This window comes from Agrobacterium sp. OT33 (genome assembly GCF_017313365.1).
GTDB lineage: Bacteria > Pseudomonadota > Alphaproteobacteria > Rhizobiales > Rhizobiaceae > Agrobacterium > Agrobacterium rhizogenes_A.
In genome coordinates this window covers 341,686-362,218 of the sequence record NZ_JAFLMZ010000002.1, presented here as the reverse complement: position 1 = coordinate 362,218, position 20,533 = coordinate 341,686, and the positions used below count along the sequence as shown (strand labels likewise).

Sequence of the window (20,533 nt, the reverse complement as noted above, 5' to 3'; positions counted from 1 at the left end):
CCGTCCTGAGCGTTGCCGCATTTGCGGACGGAAAACCGGGTTCCACTTTTTCCCGGAAATGCTCCCGATCAAAGCGAGCGGTAAAACTCCAGAACCGCCGCCTTGAACACCCGGTCGCCGACGGCCAGCATATGGTCGCGGCCGGGAATGTCGATCGCCCGCGCATGCGGCATGATCGCTGCAAGCTCCGCGCCGGAACCGGCAATATCGTCCTTGGTTCCGACCGCGATCAGCGTCGGCGCGTCGATTTTCTCAGCCTGTTCGCGCGTGACGAGAACCCGCGATGTCTCGATACAGGCGGCAAGCGCCAGCCGGTCGCTTTTCGTCTGGTCGGCAAAGGCGCGGAACATGCGACCGCGCTCATGGGTGACGACATCGAGCGAGGGAGCAAGCAGCGCTTCCGCAATCGGGTCCCAGTCGCCGACACCTTCCACCATGCCGATGCCGAGCCCGCCGAAGACCAGCGAACGCACGCGCTCGGGATGCGCCATCGCCAGAAAGGCGGAAATGCGCGCGCCCATGGAATAGCCCATCACATGCGCTTCGGCGATACCGAGATGATTGAGCAGCGCCACGGCATCCTCCGCCATGACGGGCGGATAATAGGCTTCAGAATCGTGCGGCTTGTCGCTTGCGCCATGGCCGCGATTATCGATGGCGATCACCCGGTAGCCCGCTTCACCCAGCGTCTTCAACCAGCCGGGATGCACCCAGTTGACATTGGCGCTGGAGGCGAAGCCGTGGATCAGCAGAACCGGATCGCCCGCCGGATCGCCCTCGTCGAAATAGGCAAGGCGAAGGCCGTCATGGGAAAAATCGGAAAACTGCGGCGTGTTGAGATTCATCAAGGACATCCTTTTTGCCGGACCATATGGCAGGAATTAGCAATGTTGAACATGTTTCGCTGACGATTTTTATGGAGATGCAATGCGTTTGAGGCTACATATCCGCAACGGCGAGCCGACGCGCGAAGGCGGATCGCGGCTCGATAACGATATTGCATTTGGAGACGAACATGGCCGGGCATCCCATTCCCCACTTCCAGAACGATGGCGGACACCGCATGATCGAGATCGGCGTCAAGGAATTCATGTGCACCGGCGCTTCCGTGCCCTACGATCATCCGCATATCTTCATCGACATGGGCGACGACAACGAGAAGGTCTGTTCCTACTGCTCCACCCTTTACCGCTACAATCCGTCGCTGAAGGCCGAGCAGACCAATCCTCCGGGCTGCGTCTTCCATGTGAAGGCCGCCTGACCTTCCACCTTTCCTGATCGGGGCGCACCAATGCCCATAAAATCCGTAGCCATTGTCGGTGCCGGCATCGCCGGTCTCACCGCCGCGCTTTCTTTTGCCCGGCACGGGATCGGCTGCGACATCATCGAACAGGCGGGTGAACTCACGGAAGTCGGCGCCGGCCTGCAGCTGTCACCCAACGCCGCCCGCATACTTGCCACGCTTGACGTGCTGCCGGAAATCGAGGCGCGCTGGACCGAACCGGTCAGCGTCGATCTTGCCTCCGGAAAATCGCTTGCCACGCTGCTCTCCCTGCCGATGGGCACGGTGGCCCGCACACGCTGGGGCGCACCCTATGGCGTGCTGCACCGCTCGACACTGCAAGGTGCACTTCTCCATGCGGCGACACGCAATCCGCTCTGCCGGCTGCATCTCGGCAAGCGCATCGAAAACGCCACCGCCGACGTCATTGCCGCAACCACCTTCCGCGATCACGATCTGATCGTTGGCGCCGATGGCGTCTGGTCGGCGGCCCGCTTTGCCGTTCCTGCCGCGCCGACAGCCACCTTTTCCGGCAATATCGCCTGGCGTTTCACGGTCACCGAAAACAATGTTCCGTCCGCCATCAACAAAAGCGCCGTTACCGCCTATCTCGGCTCCCACGGCCATATCGTCGCTTATCCGCTCAAGGAAGTCGGCGGTTTCAACATCGTCGCCATTGCACTGGGCGCCGATCCCGGCGCCACCTGGCGCGCCGAATCGAGCGGACGGCAGAAATCCATGCTGCTCGAACAGTTTCGCGGCTGGAGCCCGGATTTGCTGCGGTTGCTGGAAAAAGCCGAAGATCCAACGTTCTGGCCGCTCTATCAGGCCGGTCCGGGGCGCTGGCATAATGGCCGTGACACGGTGCTGATCGGCGACGCGGCGCACGCCATGATGCCCTTTGCCGCCCAGGGCGCGGCCATGGCGATAGAGGATGCCTTCGAACTTGCCGGCGTGCTTGCCGCAGAGCCCCTGCCCGTGCCGCAGGCCCTTGCCGCTTTCGAGGCCTTGCGCCTCCCGCGCATAGAAAAGGCCCGCAAACGGGCCTCTCTCAATCGTTTTGCCTATCACGCCACAGGCCCGGTCCGAATTGCGCGGGACTTCGTGTTTTCAACGCGTCCCGCCAGTGCCTTCCTGCACGACTTCGACTGGCTTTATGGCTATCACGCCAGGGGCTGATGGCTAAGGTCAGATCCCGGCTGCGGCCGCAAAGCCGGCCTCGAGGTCTTTCTTCAGATCAGCGACATCCTCAAGCCCGATCTGAAGGCGGATGACCGGCCCTTCGGAGGGACCTTTGGCAATCGTCCTGTCGATGAGCGAGACCGCCACGGCAAGCGATTCGTATCCGCCCCAGGAATAACCGAGCCCGAAGAAGGTCAGCGCATCGAGGAAGGCCGCCGCCGCCTGCTTGTATTTGCCCTCTTCCGCCTTCAATACGAAGGAGAAGACACCGCTCGCGCCCTTGAAATCACGCTTCCAGAGTTCGTGACCGGCAAAGCTCGGTAGGGCCGGATGCAACACGCGCGCCACATCGTTGCGGCCTTCCAGCCATTGAGCGATATCGAGCGCGCTTTTCTGATGGTGTTCCAGCCTGATTCCCATGGTGCGCATGCCGCGCAGGATCTGGTAGGCATCATCGGAGGTAACGCAGATGCCGAGATTGGTATTGGCCTGGTAAAGCGCCTTCCAGTGTTTTTCATTGGCCGAGACGAAACCCATCAGCACATCGGAATGCCCCGAGGGATATTTGGTGGCGGCGTGAATGGAAATATCGACGCCGAAATCGAGCGGCTTGAAATAAAGCGGCGTCGCCCAGGTATTGTCCATCGTGACCACACAGTCATGCCTGTGGGCGATCTCCGTGATCACCCGGACATCCTGAATCTCGAACGTATTGGAACCCGGCGCTTCCAGATGCACGAGTTTCGTATTCGGCCGGATCAGCGCTTCGATGCCAGCCCCGATCGCGGGATCGTAATATTCGATCTCCACACCGAGCTTCTTCAGCATCGTGTTGCAGAAGCGGCGTGTGGGGAAATAGACGGAATCGACGACAAGCGCATGATCACCCGCACCGAGATAGGCAAGGAACGGCACGGTGATCGCCGCAAGCCCCGAGGGCACGAGGATAGTTCCGAAAGAACCTTCCAGCTCGTTGACGAGGTTGCACAGCGCATCGGTCGTCGGCGTGCCGTGAGTGCCATAGGTGTATTTCTGGTTTTCGGTCGAAAGCGTCTCCGCATCCGGGAAAAGGACGGTAGAGCCACGCACGATGGGCGGGTTGACGAAACCGAAACAGTCCGCGGGATCATTGCCGCCATGGGTCAGGCGCGTATTCACACCTGCGGCGGAAAGCAGGTCATTTGTCTTGGTCATTTCAGATCAGCTTTCGAAGGAATATTGACGCGTGCGACAATGCGGAGAGCGGAAGGCAAGGTCAAGTCCCGTGAACCCTCGCAGGATGGGTCGATTGATCCATCATGAAACAGCATACAAGAAGTATACAAAAATCGTGCAAGTGCAAATTTCCGCAAAAATATGCTTATATTTTCACCCTTTGCACACTTCCCGACCAAAATTTCGAAAATTCCGTTTTATAGGCACAATTATCGCCGGCACGTCTTGACCCCGCTGCCAATTGCGATTGTGATAGAAAAAGCGGATCGAAAAGATCTCGCTGAGGGGGGAGCTGGGGCAAAACAAACATGCCGGTCCCCTTGCGATTGACGATAACAAACAAAGGTTGGGAAAAATGAAAAAGGCAATTCTGTCAGCCGCCATTGGCGCAGCAGTTTTGGGAGGAGCCTCGGTCGCTTCGGCTGCGACACTTCAGGACGTGAAGGGAAAAGGTTTCGTCACCTGCGGCGTGAGCGCCGGCATTCCGGGATTTTCCAATCCCGATGACAAGGGCGAATGGTCCGGCATCGACGTGGACTATTGCCGTGGCATTGCCACAGCGGTTTTCGGTGACCCTTCCAAGGCGAAGTTTGTCGCTCTTTCGAGCAAGGACCGCTTCCCTGCCCTCCAGTCCGGTGAAGTCGACGTTCTGACCCGTAACACCACCTGGACCATCAGCCGCGACACGTCGCTCGGCTTCAACTTCCGCACCGTCAACTACTATGACGGTCAGGGCTTCATCGCCAAGAAGGGCCTCAACGTGAAGTCCGCTCTTGAGCTTTCCGGCGCCGCCGTCTGCGTTCAGACCGGCACGACCACCGAGCTCAATCTCGCCGACTACTTCAAGACCAACAACCTGCAGTACAATCCGGTCGTTTTCGAAAAGGAAGCCGACGCAACCTCCGCCTATGATTCCGGCCGTTGCGACGTCTACACCACCGACCAGTCCGGCCTCTACGCCATCCGCCTGAAGCTGAAGAACCCGGACGACAACATCGTCCTGCCCGAGGTCATCTCCAAGGAGCCGCTCGGACCGGCCGTTCGTCAGGGTGACGACCAGTGGTTCGACATCGTGACCTGGGTTCACTACGCGATGGTCAATGCCGAAGAGCTGGGCATCACCTCCAAGAACGTCGATGAGCAGAAGAACAGCGCCAATCCGGACATCAAGCGTCTGCTCGGCACGGAAGAAGGCACCAAGATCGGTACCGATCTCGGCGTGACCAACGACTGGGCCTACAACATCATCAAGCTGGTGGGTAACTACGGCGAAGTCTTCGACCGCAACGTCGGTGCGGGCTCGCCGCTGAAGATCGAGCGTGGCCAGAACGCGCTGTGGACCAAGGGCGGCCTGCAATACGCACCGCCGGTCCGTTGATCGACCCCATCATCGGCTAGATCATGACAGGAGGCTGGGCAACGCCCGGCCTCCATTTAAAATTATATAAATAAGCTCGCAAAGAGCATATAAAAGGGAAAGGTGCCTATGGCAGGCAACGCGGTCAGTTCGCAACGATCGCGCGCGCAAAGCGCGTCGTCACTTATCTACGATCCACGCATACGCGGAGTTTTCTATCAGGTCCTGACTGTCGTCATCCTGACCGCCTTCGTCTGGATCATCGTGACGAATACGATCACCAATCTTCAACGGTCCAACATTTCATCCGGCTTCGGCTTCCTCAATGGAAGAGCCGGCTTCGATATCGGCCAGTCGCTGATCGCTTATACCAGCGACGCGACCTATGGCCGTGCATTGCTCGTTGGCATTCTCAACACGATCCAGGTCGCATTTTTCGGCATCATCGCCGCCTCGATCATCGGTTTCATCGTCGGCATCGCCCGGCTCTCCAACAACTGGCTGATTTCGAAACTCGCGCAGGCCTATGTGGAAATCTTCCGCAACATCCCGCCGCTGCTCGTCATCTTCTTCTGGTACAAGGGCGTCATCTCAGTTCTGCCGCAGGCCCGCGAATCGCTGGAACTGCCGCTCGGCAGCTATCTCAACAATCGCGGTTTCTTCTTTCCGAAGCCGCTCTGGGGTGACGGTATCTGGCTCGTGCCGGTGGCCTTCCTCGTCGCCATCGTCATCAGCGTCTTCATCTATCGCTGGGCCAAGGCGAGGCAGGAAAAAACCGGTCAGCAGTTCCGCACCGGCCTTACCCTGACGCTTCTCATCATCGGCCTGCCGCTTGCGACATTCCTCGCGCTCGGCGCACCGCTGACATTCGACTATCCGATCGCCGGACGGTTCAATCTCACCGGCGGCGCGGTCGTTGCGCCTGAATTCATGTCGCTGTTCCTCGCGCTGTCCTTCTACACCGCCTCCTTCATCGCCGAGATCGTTCGCGGCGGCATCAAGGCTGTGGCCAAGGGGCAGACGGAAGCTGCGGATGCGCTCGGGCTCCGTTCCAGCACCACGACACGCCTGATCGTCGTGCCGCAGGCGATGCGCATCATCATCCCGCCGCTGACGAGCCAGTTTCTCAACCTGACCAAGAACTCCTCGCTTGCGGTCGCTGTCGGTTTCGCCGACATCGTCTCCGTCGGCGGCACGATCCTGAACCAGACGGGTCAGGCGGTCGAAGTGGTTGCGATCTGGCTGGTCATCTATCTCTCGCTGTCCCTGCTCACGGCCGTGGTCATGAACTGGTTCAACGCGAAAATGGCCCTGGTGGAGCGATAATCGATGACAATAAGCAATCACGCCTTCGTGCGACAGACCATCGAGGAAGCCCGGCCCGCACCGTCAAGCGCCGTCGGACTGGGCCATTGGCTGCGCACCAAACTTTTCGCCACGCCAAAGGATACGGTCCTCACCGTCCTTGCCATCGCCCTGCTCGCCTATCTGGTGCCGCCGATCGTCAAGTGGCTCTTCATCGACGCGGTATGGACCGGCAGCGATCGTATCGCCTGCCTGACCGCTTCGCAGGGCGGTGCGCTGCCGGACGGCCAGTCCGGTGCGTGCTGGGCCTTCGTATCGGCCAAGCTCGGGCAATTCGTCTTTGGCCGCTATCCGCTCGATGAGCGCTGGCGTCCGATCCTTGTGATGGTGGCGTTCGCCATCCTCCTGATCCCGATGCTGATTCCAAAAGCGCCGTTCAAGCGCCTCAACGCGCTGGCACTTTTCATCATCCTGCCTTTCATTGCGTTTTTCCTGCTCATCGGCGGCGTCTTCGGTCTGCCGAAGGTGGAAACGCAGCTGTGGGGCGGCCTGATGGTGACCCTGATCCTGTCCTTCTTCGGGATCACGGTCTCCCTGCCCTTCGGCATTCTTCTGGCACTCGGCCGGCGCTCCAACCTGCCGGTGATCAAGATGCTCTGCGTGCTCTTCATCGAAGTCATCAGAGGCATTCCGCTGATCACCGTCCTGTTCTTCGCCAGCATCATGCTGCCGCTGTTCCTGCCTGACGGCTGGACCTTCGACAAGTTCCTGCGCGCGCTCGTCGGCGTGTCGCTCTTCTCGTCCGCCTATATGGCGGAGGTGATCCGCGGCGGCCTGCAGGCCATTCCCAAGGGACAATATGAAGGTGCGGATTCGCTCGGCCTGAACTACTGGCAGAAAACCAGGCTGATCGTGCTGCCGCAGGCGTTGAAGCTTGTCATTCCGGGCATCGTCAACACCTTCATCGGGCTGTTCAAGGACACGTCGCTGGTCTCGATCATCGGCATGTTCGACCTGCTCGGTATTGTCACACTCAACCAATCGGATGCGAACTGGGCCACGCCCGTCACCGCCATGACTGGCTATATTTTCGCAGGCTTCGTATTCTGGATATTCTGCTTCGGCATGTCGCGTTATTCGCTGTTCATGGAACGGCACCTCGACACCGGGCATAAACGATAAGGGACGCTCAAATGGCAGAAACCCAAGCAAAAAAACTGGCCGTCTCGACAACGGACGTGGCAATCGAACTCATCGGCATGAACAAGTGGTATGGCGACTTCCACGTGCTGCGCGATATCAACCTCAAGGTCATGCGCGGTGAGCGTATCGTCATTGCCGGCCCTTCCGGCTCTGGCAAATCGACCATGATCCGCTGCATCAACCGGCTGGAAGAGCACCAGTCCGGCACCATCAATGTCGATGGCATCGAACTCACCAACGATCTGAAAAAGATCGATGAGGTGCGTCGTGAAGTCGGCATGGTGTTCCAGCACTTCAACCTCTTCCCGCATCTGACGATCCTCGAAAATTGCACGCTGGCGCCGATCTGGGTTCGCAAGATGCCGAAGAAGGAAGCCGAAGAAGTGGCGATGCACTATCTGAAGCGCGTCAAGATTCCCGAGCAGGCGAACAAGTATCCCGGCCAGCTCTCCGGCGGCCAGCAGCAGCGCGTGGCGATTGCCCGCTCGCTCTGCATGAAGCCGAAGATCATGCTGTTCGACGAGCCGACCTCGGCGCTCGACCCGGAAATGGTCAAGGAAGTGCTCGATACCATGGTCAGCCTCGCCGAAGACGGTATGACCATGCTGTGCGTCACCCACGAAATGGGCTTCGCCCGCCAGGTCGCCAACCGCGTCATCTTCATGGACCAGGGCCAGATCGTCGAACAGAACTCGCCCGCCGAATTCTTCGACAATCCGCAGCACGAGCGGACCCGGCTGTTCCTCAGCCAGATTCTGCACTGAGACCTTTACCATCGAAGCATCATCCAGCGGGGCCGTTTCGGCCCCGTTTTTCATTGGTAACGGCCAGCCCGTCCCTGCATTCAGCGTCATCCCCGGGCTTGACCCAAGGACCTGAACACATCACCAAAATCAATCGGCGGCAGATACCCGGGACAAGCCGGTGATGACGCCGGAGCATCTGGCGAAGCTCACCATTGATCTGATGACGGCGCATTCCGCTCACATCCAGAGCTGCCTTGAGTGAATCGCAGCCCCTTCCAGATTGGTGTCCCACATCGTTCTCCACACGCGAAAAGCGCTGGAACTACGAATGCAGCGACCATTTAACCATTTGTTACGAAACGGAAATCCTTGTTTTGCAGGGGCTTTGGCCGCCCATGTCATTTTTTTGTCAAATCATGCATTTTTCCGCTTGCGGAGCAACCGGAGCCTGACTATAAGGGCGCCACACCACAAGCGCACGCGCCCTTCGTCTATCGGTTAGGACGTCAGATTTTCATTCTGAAAAGAGGGGTTCGACTCCCCTAGGGCGTGCCAAAATCCCTTAAAATACAACTACATACAAAATAGTGAGACAAAATCTCGCTGTTTGATTTCATTATACGTTTTTTATCGTTTGTCTCACCGAAAAGGTTGCCAAAACTCTTCGGCTGGACTGCATCGGCGAAACGACGACAACACCGGAATGTTCTCATTTAAGATGTTCTAGATTTGGCTTCCGACATTGCCACGGCGTTCGGCTAGCATTCACGATCATCGGGGCGTGACGTTTCTGTCCTTTAGATGCGGTGGGCGTCCTTTTATCCCTTTCGCGCTTCTTGGAGGCGGAACGCAGCGCACGCGATGTCGTTCTTGTCAAATTCGCTGGGGAACTTCTCTACGGCGGACTCAATCGTCCAGTCCAAAAGATTGAGATCATGAAGTCGCATGAAGCCACTCTGAAGATCGCCACTTCTCACAAGCTTCGAAATCGCCGGTATTGTGCCAAGGTTTTGCCGCATGCCAATAAAGATAGTGGGATGATATCCCTTTTCCCGGCCACGGCGGATCGCCTCATCAATGAACGATTCTAATTCACTGCTAGCGTTGCGCATCGTCTTTCCCGCTGCTTTCCGATAGGCATACAGAGAAGGCCAGCGCCACGCGACAGTCAAGCCTGATCCGCCGGGCTTCTTTTTATCTTCCCTAATGAAAATTCTAGTTGAGCAGACTCGACTCCAATCTCTCTGCGTGTTTTGTATTAGCGGGGACTATATTGGGGGCTTTCTTGACAATTATATATTTGCGGGTGCTCGGCGCCCTATTCATTTCGTGCGCCTTGAGCGCATGCACCACTTCGCGCGAAGCATTTAACGCCAATCCGAAATCGGTCGATAAGCCAACGCTCTGTCGCACTTACTTGCAAAGCCAAGATCCAGCATTCCAGCAGGACCTCGCCAAAGAACTCAGCCGGCGAGGCGTGCAGTTCTATCAATGTCCGGAAATGGTGAGGAATCAGGATGCGGCGGCCGCAGCTTTGGTTGCTGTCGCGCTGGTCGGAACGGCAGTCGCTGTTTGCGCCAACAACAATTGCGGGGGCGGCTACCCGACAAGAAACTACCCGGGGAACTGCCACTCCTACTACGACCGAGCGGCCAATGGTAGCCTATGTGGCCATCGAAGTGCGATGTCTCGCCCTGGCGGATGGTGAATTAAAAATGAGTTGCTCATGGCAATGGCAGCACCAAATGAAAGGAGCGAAGACATGAATGACATGGCCGTCAGCATGCACATCGCGAATATGACAGAAAAAGTCGTCTATTACGATCCAGTAAGACTTGCCTGCTATAAGTGTGAATAGACGAAACGCGATAAACTTCGTATTAACGACTCAGACAAGGCTTGGGAGAGCGACATGGCAACTTTGAGCAGAACGAGTGCAAGCGTCAGACTCGGTAGAACGAGAGCGACTGAAAAAAACCCAGCGTTTCGCGTGGTTGAAAACGAGCTTCGAGTTCTACATTCAAGCATCGGCCGAGATACCGAAGGCAAATGGTCAATGACTATCCGCTCTAAGCGCTCGCGTGACCAAATCAAAGAGAAATAATTTCAGATGAACCCACTCTACGGCCCCTCTGACCGCAAGAGAGAGGCTGGGATAATTGAACACGGGGAGATCGAAGCCCATCGCTCCCCGTGGCGAAGAGATTATGCCCGCCTCATACACAGTAGCGCATTCCGTCGGCTTCAAGGTAAAACGCAGGTTTTTCCGGGCCATGAAAGCGACTTTTTCAGAAATAGATTGACCCACTCTCTCGAGGTCGCCCAAATCGCAAAATCGATTGCGATCAGGTTGAATGCCACGCACCCGCTCTTCAAGGTAAAGAGTCAGAAGATTGATCCAGATCTTGTCGAGTTCGCAGGAATGGCTCACGACCTTGGTCATCCTCCGTTCGGTCACAATGGTGAAGAAGCGTTAGACGAGTGCATGCGCGAACATGGCGGGTTTGAAGGCAACGCGCAAACACTGCACATCCTTGCCAAACTAGAAAAGAAAAGCACACTTACCCAGCCCGACGATTTTCAGCCATTTCAGGAGGGCGGGATAGACTGTCGCGCGGGCCTCAACCTTACGTATCGTTCTCTTGCCGCGATTTTGAAGTACGACGATGTAATTCCAATGACTTCGGACCATCGCGGTCCGGGAAAAACAAAAAAAGTCGTTAAGGGATACTACGATGAAGAAAAAGAGCTCGTAGAGCGCATCAAGGAAGCAGTCGTAGGGGATAAGTCCTATCAGGATTTCAAGACGATCGAATGCTCCATAATGGATATAGCAGACGACATCGCCTACTCTACATATGATCTTGAAGATATTTTTAAAAGCGGCTTCTTAAGGCCCCTAGACCTATTTGTTCTCGACAAAGAAATTTATGAAAATGTTGTGAAAACAATAAACGAGCGGCTCGGGAAGCAATACAAGGACACACCGACGACCGTCACCGAGAAGAACGTGTATCAAGTCCTTACATATGTTTTTGAAGAAGTATTTTTTGTTTCCAAAGCGGGAGAACGACTCGTTAAGAGACAAGACGTGACCAAAGAAGAGAAGAAGATGGCGTTTGCCACAGAGGCGCAGAGTTGGTCTAAACTCATGGCGGACGACGGCTACTACCGAACAGATTTCACCGCGGCGCTCATTCAGTTGTTTTTGGAGGGAGTTGAAGTACTAAAAGACCCCAACCATCCCCAGTTACATAAAGCTCGGCTGACTGTTGATACCTTTATAGCTGTCGAAACACTCAAGAACATCACATATCAAGCTATTATAAGATCTCCTACACTCCAAGTAGTCGAGTTCCGTGGTAAAGATATTATAAAGAAAATCTTCAAGGCGATCGTGACGAACGATGGAGATAGGCTTCTACCAACCGACTTTAGAAAAATTTACCAGCGAGCAAATAATGATTCACAAAAACGGCGAGTGGTATGTGATTTTATTGCCGGAATGACCGACCGGTACGCAATTGAGTTTTATAGCCGTCTCTTTGGGGCCAATGGTCTTACAATGCATAAGCCTTTCTGAGCGGGATAAGTGGTTTAACTTTTTCGAGGCGAGTTTCGGACAAGCTTCGCAGTGTAATTCGGGGCCATACTGGGGGATATAATTGGACGTCTTTCTCTACAATGGTGAGATTAAGAGAAGCGCCGATCTCAGGTTCATCGAGTTGGTGAACAAGGAGAAGCGTCACAACGATTGCCTAATAATTATTGTAACGCCAGGCGGTGATCCCGATGCAGCTTACAAAATGGCCCGCTACCTCCAGCACCGGTACACATCTTACAAGGTTTTGATCTCCGGATACTGCAAGAGCGCGGGAACACTTTTCGCCATCGGAGCGGACGAGGTGATTTTTACGCCATACGGGGAACTAGGCCCCTTGGACGTCCAGATGGCCAAGACGGATCAAATCGCAAGTTTGGAATCGGGTCTAAACATAACCGAAGCATTCGTTACCCTAGAAGATCGCGCACGGCAGACATACCAAAACGTAATCACAGACATCTTGTCATCAAGCGGTGGTATCGTATCATTCCAAACGGCGTCGCATGCAGCTACAGAAATTGTAACCGCGCTTTATGGACCCATTTTTGGCAGGATAGACCCGGAGGAAGTAGGCTCTCGATCTCGAGCAATGCGAATTGGCGAAGATTACAGCCATAGGCTTGCTGAAAAATGGAACAATTTGAAAGGAGATGCGGTTTCGACCCTGTCTCAAACGTATTCAAGCCACAACTTTGTAATAGATTACGGAGAAGCTCAATCGTTATTTAACAACGTACGGCTTGCGACTGAAGAAGAAATGAAACTCGTGATCGAACTCGGTTCGCTGGCGAGGCATCCGCAACGGTCATCATTGACTATCGAAAAGCTTAGGGATATTGGCGCGTCTAACCAAGAGAGTGAAGACAATGAACAAGACACCGAACAAAGCCCAGCCACAGACAGAGAAGACGGAAATGCCGATGGACTCGATTCTGAAGCAGCAGGCGGAGCGGAAAGTTCTACGTCCATCCGAGACTAAGTTCGCGCCGCCGTCGCGCGACCAATATCGGCCTATGAGGCATGGGCACAAGACTGCCGCCTTCAGCGAATGCTCGTTTTAGCTCACAACGAACCCCGCCTTGGCGGGGTTTATGATTCTAGTCGACAACCTCCAGCCCTCATTTGTTGCAAGGGGAGTTATCGCTAGTCCGACCGACCACCCCTTACCCACCGTTGCATTGCCTCTATAAGAACATCCGAAATCCACATCGCGCTGGCACCGGTCAGGAAGGCTGCGGCATTCGTGGTGGCGATAGGGTCTTCCGGCAGCGGCCAATTAATGCTGTAGAGGTAGTGCAGCAGCGGGGTGGTGAGGTACGCCGCAGCTAGAGCCCCGCACACTGGCGAGGCCAGCATTTCGCGCCAAGTGTATTTCTGCCTCGACAGCGCGCGGAGAAGGCCGCCAGCAAGGCCAGCGATAAGCACGCCGAGTTTGATGCCGATGGCGTCGAGTAGATCGGTTAGGTTCATGAGGTGGCTCTTGCGGTGCGAGTAAAGAAAATCCCCCGGCCATAAGTCGAGGGACAGATGCATGAAAACAGTGCCCCCACTCAGACCCAAAGACTGACTCGACTCCCGATTGCATCCATGCTTCCTTTGCCCATCATTGGATGGGGGAAACAATGAAATTAAATCTTTCTGTGGTGACCATTGCAATTCTCGCACTAACGGGCTGCGTGGCTAGCAACACTACTACGTACGTCGAGCACAGAGATGGGACGCAAACGCGAATTACTTCGGATCAATATGGGCATCGAGCCGCCGGCCCGCATTCGGCGACAACCTATTGGACTAACCGCGGGAATAGCGTGGAAAGTGTCATACGCCACATGAACAATGCGGGCTGGGGTGGAGGCGTAAGGAGTTATTCTTCCGGGGGAAGCACATCGGTTCTAGACAACCGTACCGACCGTTTCAGGCTTCAAAAATGAATTCCGGTGGACGGCCTAGGGTTTGAAGCAGGCCGCCCCACTCCGATTGAGGCAGGATGGGGAGCCGGTCTTCATCATTTCACTTCCTTCTTGTTCCAGGCGATCCACCAGACGACGGACGCCACAGAGATGAGACCGCCGGTCAAGGTAACGGCCATCTCTTCGGTCAAGACACCCTTGCTGATAAGGACGCCCGAGCCGAACTGCAGAAGGATGCGCAAAAGCTGCTGTACGGTGTTCCAGTCCATTTTACTTCTCCACTTTCTTGGCTTCGGATACGGCGATGCTGATCGTCAGGTAGGAGCTGGAAGCGGCCACCAGCGTTGATGCGAGTGTTGCCGTGTCTTTGTTCGCGCAAAGCTGCTGAAGGCTCTGGTAGGCTGCCTGCGCGGCTGCTGCGGTCTTCGGCTTGAGCTTGTCGGCAGCAATGAAGGGCTGGAGCACAGCAAAGGCGGTTTCGCCGGCAGAGCAAACCTGCGGCAGACTGTTGCGAATGCCGGTGTCGATCGATCCGGTTGACTGGCAAGCGGACAGGCCAAAGGCTGCCGCCGCCACGATGAGCAGAGACTTGAACATGATCGTTCCTTTGATGGAGGGGTTCAGAGTTTCGCGAGGACTTCCGCGCGCAGTTTATCGCCGCAGGCGCGAGCGCCTTTTACGGACAGGTCGAAGGCAAGCACGGTGTAATCCCACTTGCCTTTCTGGGTGATGCCGAGATTGTGCTGAACCTCGGCGTGGGAAAGGACGGTGCGATCCGTGACCTTGATCCCGTATTTCCGGCAAAGCTCAGCAACGACGGATGTGAGCTTGTCCCACTGCACTTTCGTCATTGGATATTTGCCAGGCATGAACGGAGCTTCGACGGAGCCACCCATGCAGCACAGCGAAACGCCGATCGATCCGGTGTTGCAGTTCAGAGTGTGGGCCGCATACCCCTTCTTCGTCGGAGCCTCGTTCAGCTTGATCGAGGGAATGCCGCGAACCAGATTGCCGTCAGCTTCGATCAGGATGTGATAGTGGCCACGATCAAACTCGGTTGCCTTATGCGTGCCAGCCGTCCAATGGCAGATAATTCGGTCCATCTTGGCCGATGGCATCCAGTCGGCCGGCACCACTACGTCAGCCTTACCGGCAACCGGCGGCGCTGGCGTGGGCTTGCTGCCGCCTCTCAGCGTCACGAGTTCGTCAAGTGCACCATTCATTGCAGTCAGCGTTTCGCCGCCGGCGTCTCCATCCGCGCCAAACCGGGGCAGCGGGAAGCCAAGCGAAATCAAGCGCCGCTGTACCTCGCGTACAGTCGCCATAGTGTTCTCCTGATTGTGGGTGATTTTAGGATTGCTGGCGTTGGCCGGAACATTTTCAAGTTGCAGGTATTACCATTTTCATGGAGCGATTGTGGGTATCCCAATCGCGCTACACGAGGAGGAAATAATGGACTGGCTGCGACGGCTTACTGGTAAATCCAAATCAAAGGTGACTTGGCACGACAGGGCGACTTTCTCAGTCGGCGGCCATCGCATCACGATGGATTACGAGTATGGCGGCAGCAAACGGAAGTCGCAGCAGTCCGATTTCACAATGATGAAATCTCGCTCATTCCTTGACCAATACCTCGTCCACGAGGGTGAGGACTTTAAGCGGATTTTCGAGCTTGGCGTTTACCAGGGAGGCTCGTTCGTCTTTCTAAACGAGGTCTTCAAACCCAGGAAGATTGCCGCCGTCGAACTGTCGGAGGTTCCGATCCCCGCGCTCGACACGTACATTGAAGCTCAACAGGGCCGTGCCAAGCTATATTACGGGACTTCTCAGGACGATGAGGCAAAGCTTGCCGAGATCGTGGAAACTGACTTTGGCCGCGAACTGGATCTGGTTGTTGACGATGCCTCGCACTTTTATGATCAGACCAAGGCGAGCTTCAGGACCCTGTTCCCGAAGCTGCGGCCCTGTGGCCTGTATATTATTGAGGACTGGAGCTGGAGCTTTTTCGATAGTTACCAAGCGCCAGACCATCCGTGGGCAGAACATGGATCACTGGCCAATCTCGCGATCGACTTGATGGAAGAGATGGCTCTTAGCACCTCAATGGAAAGCTTTGAGGTGTCGCCACACATGATTAAGGTTCGACGTTCGAAAAAGCCATCCAGCGCCGTTTTCCAAAAATCATCGAGGCGTGGCCGCGAATACTCAGTTATTTAACGCCGTCACGGCGCGACAGCGGAAGGCGCCAGAATTTCCCCCGCACGCTCCGCACCGAAGAGCGTCGTGGCGATCTGATGAAGAAGCGGCCACAGTTCATGGTCGTCTCCTGATTTTCGAGAATGTCTAAGCGGTGACGGCTTCTGCCCACATGGCATCAACCTGCGCTTCGGTCAGCCCGAGAGCGGCGGCGATAAGCAAAAGCGTCGGATGGTTGCGGTTGAACTCACTCGCATCCGCCCATTCGATCTGGGCTTCCTCTTTGGAAAGTCCTTTCGGCATTGCCGCAATCGCGGCTTCGACACTTGCAAGAGAAATGCTGTTTCGAACCAGCGTCAGGCGGAGTTGCCGGCGGGTGATTTGCTGGAATACGGGAGGCTCTGGCGGAGCATCGACCAGAGACCCCTCCTGATAAAGCATACCCTCTGCGATATCGGCGGGGTCCGCATCGATGCCAAGCACAATCCTGTCATTTGGGACCATGCGTGAAGGGTCTTGCTCAACATTGGTGACTTTGAGCGTCACCGGGTCAACCGTCGCCCATGCGCCATAAATCGCTGTCAGAAAGTTCCCCTGCTCGTCCCATGTCGTGAGGCCACGCCGTAGATCGTACCAGTCTTGGCCTTCCTCATTGGCAAAGAACTGGATGCCGGTCGTGGAGGTGAGCTTGAAGTGTCCGAAGTTGATGATTTCCATAGGTTCACCTCAAGCGTTATTCGCCGTGATCCAGCCTCGGACCGGATCGAACAGTTGGAAGTAGCGGTAGCATAGGTAATCGACAAGACGTGTAGAGCTACCCAAGTATAGGCCTGTTATAGCCGCACCTGCTGGAACCTCTCGCCAACTGCCGCCACCCGCCATGTTTATTTCAGCTCGTGCAACCCAACGGGTAGCGAGGTTGGACACGCGGTTATCAGCGTACTGTCCGGCGCGTAGCTCAATGCGGTCGCTCACATCACCGATCGAGGCGATCCAAAGGCGGCCAGTATCACTGAGCGCCATAAGCTCAGTGCCGTTGTTGTAGAACCACCTCAACCAGATGTCAGTTGGATGGCCGCCTCTTAGGGACCACTGATAGCCGCTCGACTGGCTTGGCGTCTGAAAAGTCAACTCGCTGTTTTTCAACGTCAGAGAGCCGGACATCGTGTCGCCAGTTTTGCTGACCCTGAGCGCATCCTGCGCATCAACGTAGGTTTTGTCGGGCTTGGCATTGATGGCCGCCTGTTGAGCAGTGGAAACAGGCTTGTTCGCGTCCGACGTGTTGTTGACGTTATTGAGGCCAAGGTTGGTTTTTGCCGCCGCTACCGTCGTCGCGCCCGTGCCACCACTCGCTATGTCGAGAAAGCCATTCAGCGTGAGGTTTCCGTTTGTGAGGTTCAAACGTAGGCGCTCCGTAAGAACAGTCGGATCGGTATTTACAGCAGACCAGATACGATAAAGGTTAGCGTCAACATTTTCTACGGCATTGTAAGCACCTGTCGTCCGGTCCTCGAAACTGATACCGGGGGCGAAACTGCTTAGATTAATGAGAGGTACGGATTGACCTTGGTTTGACGTGACATTTAAAGCGCCGGTAGAAGTGGATACAGAACCAATTGTCACCGCACCGGCGGCAGTCACACTACCAAAACTACCTGCCCCTGTGGCAGTAATTCCACCAGACAATGCGAGATTGCTGAAACTGTAATCCCCGACCAGGCGAGCGTTCGGAAGCGTTCCGGTCGTAAGGTTCGCCGCGCTGTTTGCGCCAATGGTGGCGCGCATGGTCGCAGCATCGGCGTCGTCAAGCAGGGTCCTTGCAAACGGCGTAAGCGCAGTGGTCGCGTAAACGTCAAGCGCCGTCGTGTAAATCATCTGGTTGGCGGCAGTCGTCAGACCCGCAATCGACTGCAGGCCAGCATCATACGCCTGAACGTTAGAGCCGATACCCACCCCGAGATTGGTCCGAGCGGCGCTTGCATTGGTCGCGCCGGTGCCACCGGCTGTGATCGGCCGCGCGAGGTTGGCGTCCTGCGCGAAGTCATCGAGCTGGGCGTTGTAAGGGTTCGACTGAATAGTGGTGTTTGGAACACCTTTCGACCCGGAGAGAAGCGTAAAGACACCGCCTACTCTTGGCATGGCATTTCTCCATAGAAAAAGCCCGCCGAAGCGAGCCGCCTAAATCGTATTTCTGACATTGACCAGGGGCCTTAGAAACAGGCATTGTGCGCCCCATGCAGATCGACCACGACCCAAATGAAAAGAACATTGACCGGAAGCCGGAAAGCTTCTGGGTGCTCTTCGCCGTTCTCGGCCTAGCTTGGGTCGCTCTGCTTTACACGGTCCCGCTGGATTGGACTTCGATCGTTGCGGGGTTTGCAACCGGCGCTGTGTTCATGCTCTGGGCATCGATCCGCTTCAAGCACCTCTGGTAGGCGCTATTTCAACCTCGCCACACCGGCATTCGAGTTCTGCAACATGCTGCCGAGGATCATAGCCCGGAGCCTGTCGCGGCTGACTTGCTGGCTGCTGACGCGGGAAAGCGCCTCGCGCGCCGCTTCCGGGTTTGTCTCGATCAACTGTCGCCCAACCCGCTCAACCACCCGAGGCGGCATGCCCTTGCCCGCATTGAAGGCCTGACGGGCACCGGCAAGCGCCGCCTGCGTGAAATTGCCCGAAAGCAGGTTTGACAAGACAGCCGGATCAAAGTTGGCCATATCGTCAATGTCGCCCAGGTTATCCATTGTGCGCGAGTTCCCAAGGGCCGCATTGTTCGTTTCGAACATCCGGTTTTCCCGACCGATCCGCGCGCCTAGTTGCTGGGCCCGACCGTCGGCGGCAAACTCCTGAAACTCCTGCTCGTATTTCGGCGTCGTCAACGTGCGTGCACGGTTGGTGGCCGGGCCCATCGCGGCGCTTTCAACATCGGCAATGATGGGATCAACATAACCAGACCGGAATGCCTGTTGCTGATCAGGCGTCATTCCGCGGTACTGCTCGATGCTGTCTTCAGCTCGCACACGGCCGGATTTTGCAGCCTTGCCCGCGTCGATCGCGTCAATCACCTGGCTCCGCGTGCGGAACGTGTCATTGGCCGTCCGATAAGCGGGAGAAGCGTTTTCAAGTGCTCTGTCGACCTCGCGCTTGACCTGAGACAGATAATGCGCCCGGTTGCCTGCCCCCTGCGCTTCTGCCCGCGTGATCATATCATCCAGATCGAGTTTCGCCCGGAAGAGCGTGCTGAAATCTGTGACCTGAGAATTACTGTCCGAAATCATCTTGCGAACACGAGACAGTGCGCCCTCGATGGTGTCATTGCCGATATTGTCGCGAGGGCTGAGCATCTTGTTCACGCCGGGAGAAAGCGTCTCATCGATGCGATCGAGGATCGGGGTGACGTTCACGGCGCCGGCTTCCTTTCGAGCGGCACCATAAAGCTTGTTCGCCTCAATGCCTCGTGCTTCCGTAAGAGATCGGGAGACGCGTTCCGATGTCTGCGGAGCGTCAAACCCCTCCGCGAGAGCATTTGCCAGACGCTGCGGCTGCCCCATCTGACGACGAAGAAGGAAGTCCGTCACCTCTTGACGAGCATCGTTCGGCGTGCGCGTAACGGGAACGAGTGCACGCTGACCGGCATTGCCCATGGCGTCAGCCATCGTATACATCGTTTGCCCGTCGTCGGCCGCCAGCTTCATGATTGATGCGATTTCGTCAGGCGTTTTGCCGGAGCGGCGAAGATAGGTTCCCATCGCTTTGTCGGTGTAGGCGGCCGGTCGGAAAGGCGCAACCAGCGGCGCAGTCGCGCCTTTGAATGCTCCCGAAACGCCTGTCGCGACCGACGGGAGAACGGAACCAATACCAGCACCGATGAAAGCACCTTTACCGAAATTCTTAGCTCTGTCTTCGAAGCCTTCGCCGCTGCCCGCGCCCTGCAAGCCGCCGAGGATCGCACCTTCCTTGGCTGATGCCAGAGACACGCCGGCAAGCCCCTTGCCCTTGTTGATGGCGTTTGCCGACGCCGACAGGCCCTTATTGGCGAGACCGACGCCGCCCGTGATACCGCCGAGGATCTGGCCGCTGAGACGCTGCGCAACACGGTTGGTGCTGTCGCTCTGATCAATGGCGCGCTCTTCGGCAAGTGCACGGTCGTAATCGGCATTCTTCGTTTCGGATTCGAACGGAAAATTGAGGGTGCGTGCGATCATGCCCAGTGGGTTATATTTGCCGGCATAGATGCCGCTCTCATAATAATCGTCGTCAGGCTTCTGCACCGAAAACGCACCGCTCCGGGCGTGGGCTGCCATCTCGTCGGCCAGGCCGAAGGAAAGCGTATCGGCCATACCACGACCGAACGCATCCACCTTGCCGGCGAAGGTATCGCGCGCATCAGGCTGCTGCACTGGCGCGGGCTGCTGGGCAGAAGGTTGCGAGCCGGCGGCCCGCATCCTCGTAATTTCAGCCGCAAGCGTGCGGGCAGCATCAACGTCGCCCGCCTGATCGGCATTCACCAGCGCAGTCGTCAGCTGTTCAAGA

At 56.4% G+C, this 20,533-nt stretch carries 20 protein-coding genes and 1 tRNA gene; 11 read left to right on the top strand and 10 right to left on the bottom strand.

The window, feature by feature from the left end:
* Positions 1-68 precede the first annotated feature (68 nt).
* Complete coding sequence (locus JZX88_RS05800; protein ID WP_065115720.1) at positions 69-845, bottom strand: alpha/beta fold hydrolase; 777 nt, start codon at positions 843-845, stop codon at positions 69-71.
* Positions 846-1,015: 170 nt separating this feature from the next.
* On the opposite strand from JZX88_RS05800, the gene JZX88_RS05795 reads away from it, so the two are divergent.
* Both JZX88_RS05795 and JZX88_RS05790 read left to right on the top strand, forming a co-directional pair.
* Positions 1,016-1,261 (top strand): zinc-finger domain-containing protein, encoded by a 246-nt coding sequence (locus JZX88_RS05795; RefSeq protein WP_065115752.1) that lies wholly within the window; start codon positions 1,016-1,018, stop codon positions 1,259-1,261.
* Positions 1,262-1,291: 30 nt separating this feature from the next.
* Positions 1,292-2,461 carry an FAD-dependent monooxygenase gene (locus JZX88_RS05790; protein ID WP_206912890.1) on the top strand — a complete coding sequence of 390 codons (1,170 nt, stop codon included), beginning with the start codon at positions 1,292-1,294 and terminating at the stop codon, positions 2,459-2,461.
* Between the two features lie 9 nt (positions 2,462-2,470).
* Here the strand turns inward: JZX88_RS05790 and JZX88_RS05785 are convergent, their stop codons facing one another.
* A complete protein-coding gene (locus JZX88_RS05785; protein ID WP_110760457.1) occupies positions 2,471-3,658 on the bottom strand; it encodes a cystathionine beta-lyase in 1,188 nt (395 codons plus the stop codon).
* 376 nt (positions 3,659-4,034) lie between these two features.
* Between JZX88_RS05785 and JZX88_RS05780 the strand changes: the two genes are divergently transcribed.
* The 5 genes from JZX88_RS05780 (at position 4,035) to JZX88_RS05760 (ending at position 8,845) form a co-directional block, all read left to right on the top strand.
* Positions 4,035-5,057 carry an amino acid ABC transporter substrate-binding protein gene (locus JZX88_RS05780; RefSeq protein WP_065115755.1) on the top strand — a complete coding sequence of 341 codons (1,023 nt, stop codon included), beginning with the start codon at positions 4,035-4,037 and terminating at the stop codon, positions 5,055-5,057.
* Positions 5,058-5,165: 108 nt separating this feature from the next.
* On the top strand, positions 5,166-6,362 hold the full coding sequence (locus JZX88_RS05775) for an amino acid ABC transporter permease (protein WP_065115756.1): 1,197 nt from the start codon (positions 5,166-5,168) through the stop codon (positions 6,360-6,362).
* Positions 6,363-6,365: 3 nt separating this feature from the next.
* Entirely contained in the window at positions 6,366-7,523 is a 1,158-nt protein-coding gene (locus JZX88_RS05770) for an amino acid ABC transporter permease (protein ID WP_206912889.1), read from the top strand.
* A gap of 11 nt (positions 7,524-7,534) precedes the next feature.
* Complete coding sequence (locus JZX88_RS05765; protein ID WP_065115758.1) at positions 7,535-8,308, top strand: amino acid ABC transporter ATP-binding protein; 774 nt, start codon at positions 7,535-7,537, stop codon at positions 8,306-8,308.
* A gap of 462 nt (positions 8,309-8,770) precedes the next feature.
* Positions 8,771-8,845: transfer RNA gene (locus tag JZX88_RS05760), tRNA-Glu, on the top strand.
* Between the two features lie 263 nt (positions 8,846-9,108).
* Here JZX88_RS05760 and JZX88_RS05755 read toward each other — a convergent pair.
* Entirely contained in the window at positions 9,109-9,402 is a 294-nt protein-coding gene (locus JZX88_RS05755; protein ID WP_206912888.1) for a hypothetical protein, read from the bottom strand.
* A gap of 998 nt (positions 9,403-10,400) precedes the next feature.
* Between JZX88_RS05755 and dgt the strand changes: the two genes are divergently transcribed.
* Both dgt and JZX88_RS05745 read left to right on the top strand, forming a co-directional pair.
* A complete protein-coding gene (gene dgt / locus JZX88_RS05750; RefSeq protein WP_206912887.1) occupies positions 10,401-11,873 on the top strand; it encodes a dGTP triphosphohydrolase in 1,473 nt (490 codons plus the stop codon).
* Between the two features lie 82 nt (positions 11,874-11,955).
* On the top strand, positions 11,956-12,873 hold the full coding sequence (locus JZX88_RS05745; RefSeq protein WP_206912886.1) for a hypothetical protein: 918 nt from the start codon (positions 11,956-11,958) through the stop codon (positions 12,871-12,873).
* Between the two features lie 164 nt (positions 12,874-13,037).
* Here the strand turns inward: JZX88_RS05745 and JZX88_RS05740 are convergent, their stop codons facing one another.
* From JZX88_RS05740 to JZX88_RS05725, 4 genes are all read right to left on the bottom strand, one after another.
* Positions 13,038-13,364, bottom strand: a complete 327-nt coding sequence (locus JZX88_RS05740; protein WP_206912885.1) for a hypothetical protein — start codon at positions 13,362-13,364, stop codon at positions 13,038-13,040.
* A 535-nt stretch (positions 13,365-13,899) separates the two neighbouring features.
* Positions 13,900-14,073 (bottom strand): hypothetical protein, encoded by a 174-nt coding sequence (locus JZX88_RS05735; protein WP_206912884.1) that lies wholly within the window; start codon positions 14,071-14,073, stop codon positions 13,900-13,902.
* A gap of 1 nt (position 14,074) precedes the next feature.
* Positions 14,075-14,401: a cell wall anchor protein gene (locus JZX88_RS05730; RefSeq protein WP_206912882.1), complete on the bottom strand. Its 327-nt coding sequence runs from the start codon at positions 14,399-14,401 to the stop codon at positions 14,075-14,077.
* 23 nt (positions 14,402-14,424) lie between these two features.
* Complete coding sequence (locus JZX88_RS05725; protein ID WP_206912881.1) at positions 14,425-15,129, bottom strand: peptidoglycan recognition family protein; 705 nt, start codon at positions 15,127-15,129, stop codon at positions 14,425-14,427.
* A 127-nt stretch (positions 15,130-15,256) separates the two neighbouring features.
* Between JZX88_RS05725 and JZX88_RS05720 the strand changes: the two genes are divergently transcribed.
* A complete protein-coding gene (locus tag JZX88_RS05720; protein WP_206912880.1) occupies positions 15,257-16,021 on the top strand; it encodes a class I SAM-dependent methyltransferase in 765 nt (254 codons plus the stop codon).
* A gap of 126 nt (positions 16,022-16,147) precedes the next feature.
* Here JZX88_RS05720 and JZX88_RS05715 read toward each other — a convergent pair whose 3' ends face one another.
* Complete coding sequence (locus JZX88_RS05715) at positions 16,148-16,717, bottom strand: hypothetical protein (RefSeq protein WP_206912879.1); 570 nt, start codon at positions 16,715-16,717, stop codon at positions 16,148-16,150.
* Between the two features lie 9 nt (positions 16,718-16,726).
* Positions 16,727-18,139, bottom strand: coding sequence for a hypothetical protein (locus JZX88_RS26085; RefSeq protein WP_246753437.1), 1,413 nt, complete (start codon positions 18,137-18,139; stop codon positions 16,727-16,729).
* Positions 18,140-18,234: 95 nt separating this feature from the next.
* Between JZX88_RS26085 and JZX88_RS05705 the strand changes: the two genes are divergently transcribed.
* The gene (locus tag JZX88_RS05705) at positions 18,235-18,435 is read left to right on the top strand and encodes a hypothetical protein (RefSeq protein WP_206912878.1); all 201 of its coding nucleotides are present in this window, start codon (positions 18,235-18,237) and stop codon (positions 18,433-18,435) included.
* 3 nt (positions 18,436-18,438) lie between these two features.
* On the opposite strand, the gene JZX88_RS05700 is transcribed toward JZX88_RS05705, so the two are convergent.
* Positions 18,439-20,340, bottom strand: coding sequence for a hypothetical protein (locus JZX88_RS05700; protein ID WP_246753436.1), 1,902 nt, complete (start codon positions 20,338-20,340; stop codon positions 18,439-18,441).
* Positions 20,341-20,533 lie beyond the last annotated feature (193 nt).

Excerpts from the sequence above, each read along its gene's own strand:
- JZX88_RS05800 (WP_065115720.1), bottom strand. The coding sequence starts at position 845 with ATGAATCTCAACACGCCGCAGTTTTCCGATTTTTCCCATGACGGCCTT.
- JZX88_RS05795 (WP_065115752.1), top strand. The coding sequence starts at position 1,016 with ATGGCCGGGCATCCCATTCCCCACTTCCAGAACGATGGCGGACACCGC.
- JZX88_RS05790 (WP_206912890.1), top strand. The coding sequence starts at position 1,292 with ATGCCCATAAAATCCGTAGCCATTGTCGGTGCCGGCATCGCCGGTCTC.
- JZX88_RS05785 (WP_110760457.1), bottom strand. The coding sequence starts at position 3,658 with ATGACCAAGACAAATGACCTGCTTTCCGCCGCAGGTGTGAATACGCGC.
- JZX88_RS05780 (WP_065115755.1), top strand. The coding sequence starts at position 4,035 with ATGAAAAAGGCAATTCTGTCAGCCGCCATTGGCGCAGCAGTTTTGGGA.
- JZX88_RS05775 (WP_065115756.1), top strand. The coding sequence starts at position 5,166 with ATGGCAGGCAACGCGGTCAGTTCGCAACGATCGCGCGCGCAAAGCGCG.
- JZX88_RS05770 (WP_206912889.1), top strand. The coding sequence starts at position 6,366 with ATGACAATAAGCAATCACGCCTTCGTGCGACAGACCATCGAGGAAGCC.
- JZX88_RS05765 (WP_065115758.1), top strand. The coding sequence starts at position 7,535 with ATGGCAGAAACCCAAGCAAAAAAACTGGCCGTCTCGACAACGGACGTG.
- JZX88_RS05755 (WP_206912888.1), bottom strand. The coding sequence starts at position 9,402 with ATGCGCAACGCTAGCAGTGAATTAGAATCGTTCATTGATGAGGCGATC.
- dgt (WP_206912887.1), top strand. The coding sequence starts at position 10,401 with ATGAACCCACTCTACGGCCCCTCTGACCGCAAGAGAGAGGCTGGGATA.
- JZX88_RS05740 (WP_206912885.1), bottom strand. The coding sequence starts at position 13,364 with ATGAACCTAACCGATCTACTCGACGCCATCGGCATCAAACTCGGCGTG.
- JZX88_RS05735 (WP_206912884.1), bottom strand. The coding sequence starts at position 14,073 with ATGGACTGGAACACCGTACAGCAGCTTTTGCGCATCCTTCTGCAGTTC.
- JZX88_RS05730 (WP_206912882.1), bottom strand. The coding sequence starts at position 14,401 with ATGTTCAAGTCTCTGCTCATCGTGGCGGCGGCAGCCTTTGGCCTGTCC.
- JZX88_RS05725 (WP_206912881.1), bottom strand. The coding sequence starts at position 15,129 with ATGGCGACTGTACGCGAGGTACAGCGGCGCTTGATTTCGCTTGGCTTC.
- JZX88_RS05720 (WP_206912880.1), top strand. The coding sequence starts at position 15,257 with ATGGACTGGCTGCGACGGCTTACTGGTAAATCCAAATCAAAGGTGACT.
- JZX88_RS05715 (WP_206912879.1), bottom strand. The coding sequence starts at position 16,717 with ATGGAAATCATCAACTTCGGACACTTCAAGCTCACCTCCACGACCGGC.
- JZX88_RS26085 (WP_246753437.1), bottom strand. The coding sequence starts at position 18,139 with ATGCCAAGAGTAGGCGGTGTCTTTACGCTTCTCTCCGGGTCGAAAGGT.
- JZX88_RS05705 (WP_206912878.1), top strand. The coding sequence starts at position 18,235 with ATGCAGATCGACCACGACCCAAATGAAAAGAACATTGACCGGAAGCCG.
- JZX88_RS05700 (WP_246753436.1), bottom strand. The coding sequence starts at position 20,340 with ATGGCCGATACGCTTTCCTTCGGCCTGGCCGACGAGATGGCAGCCCAC.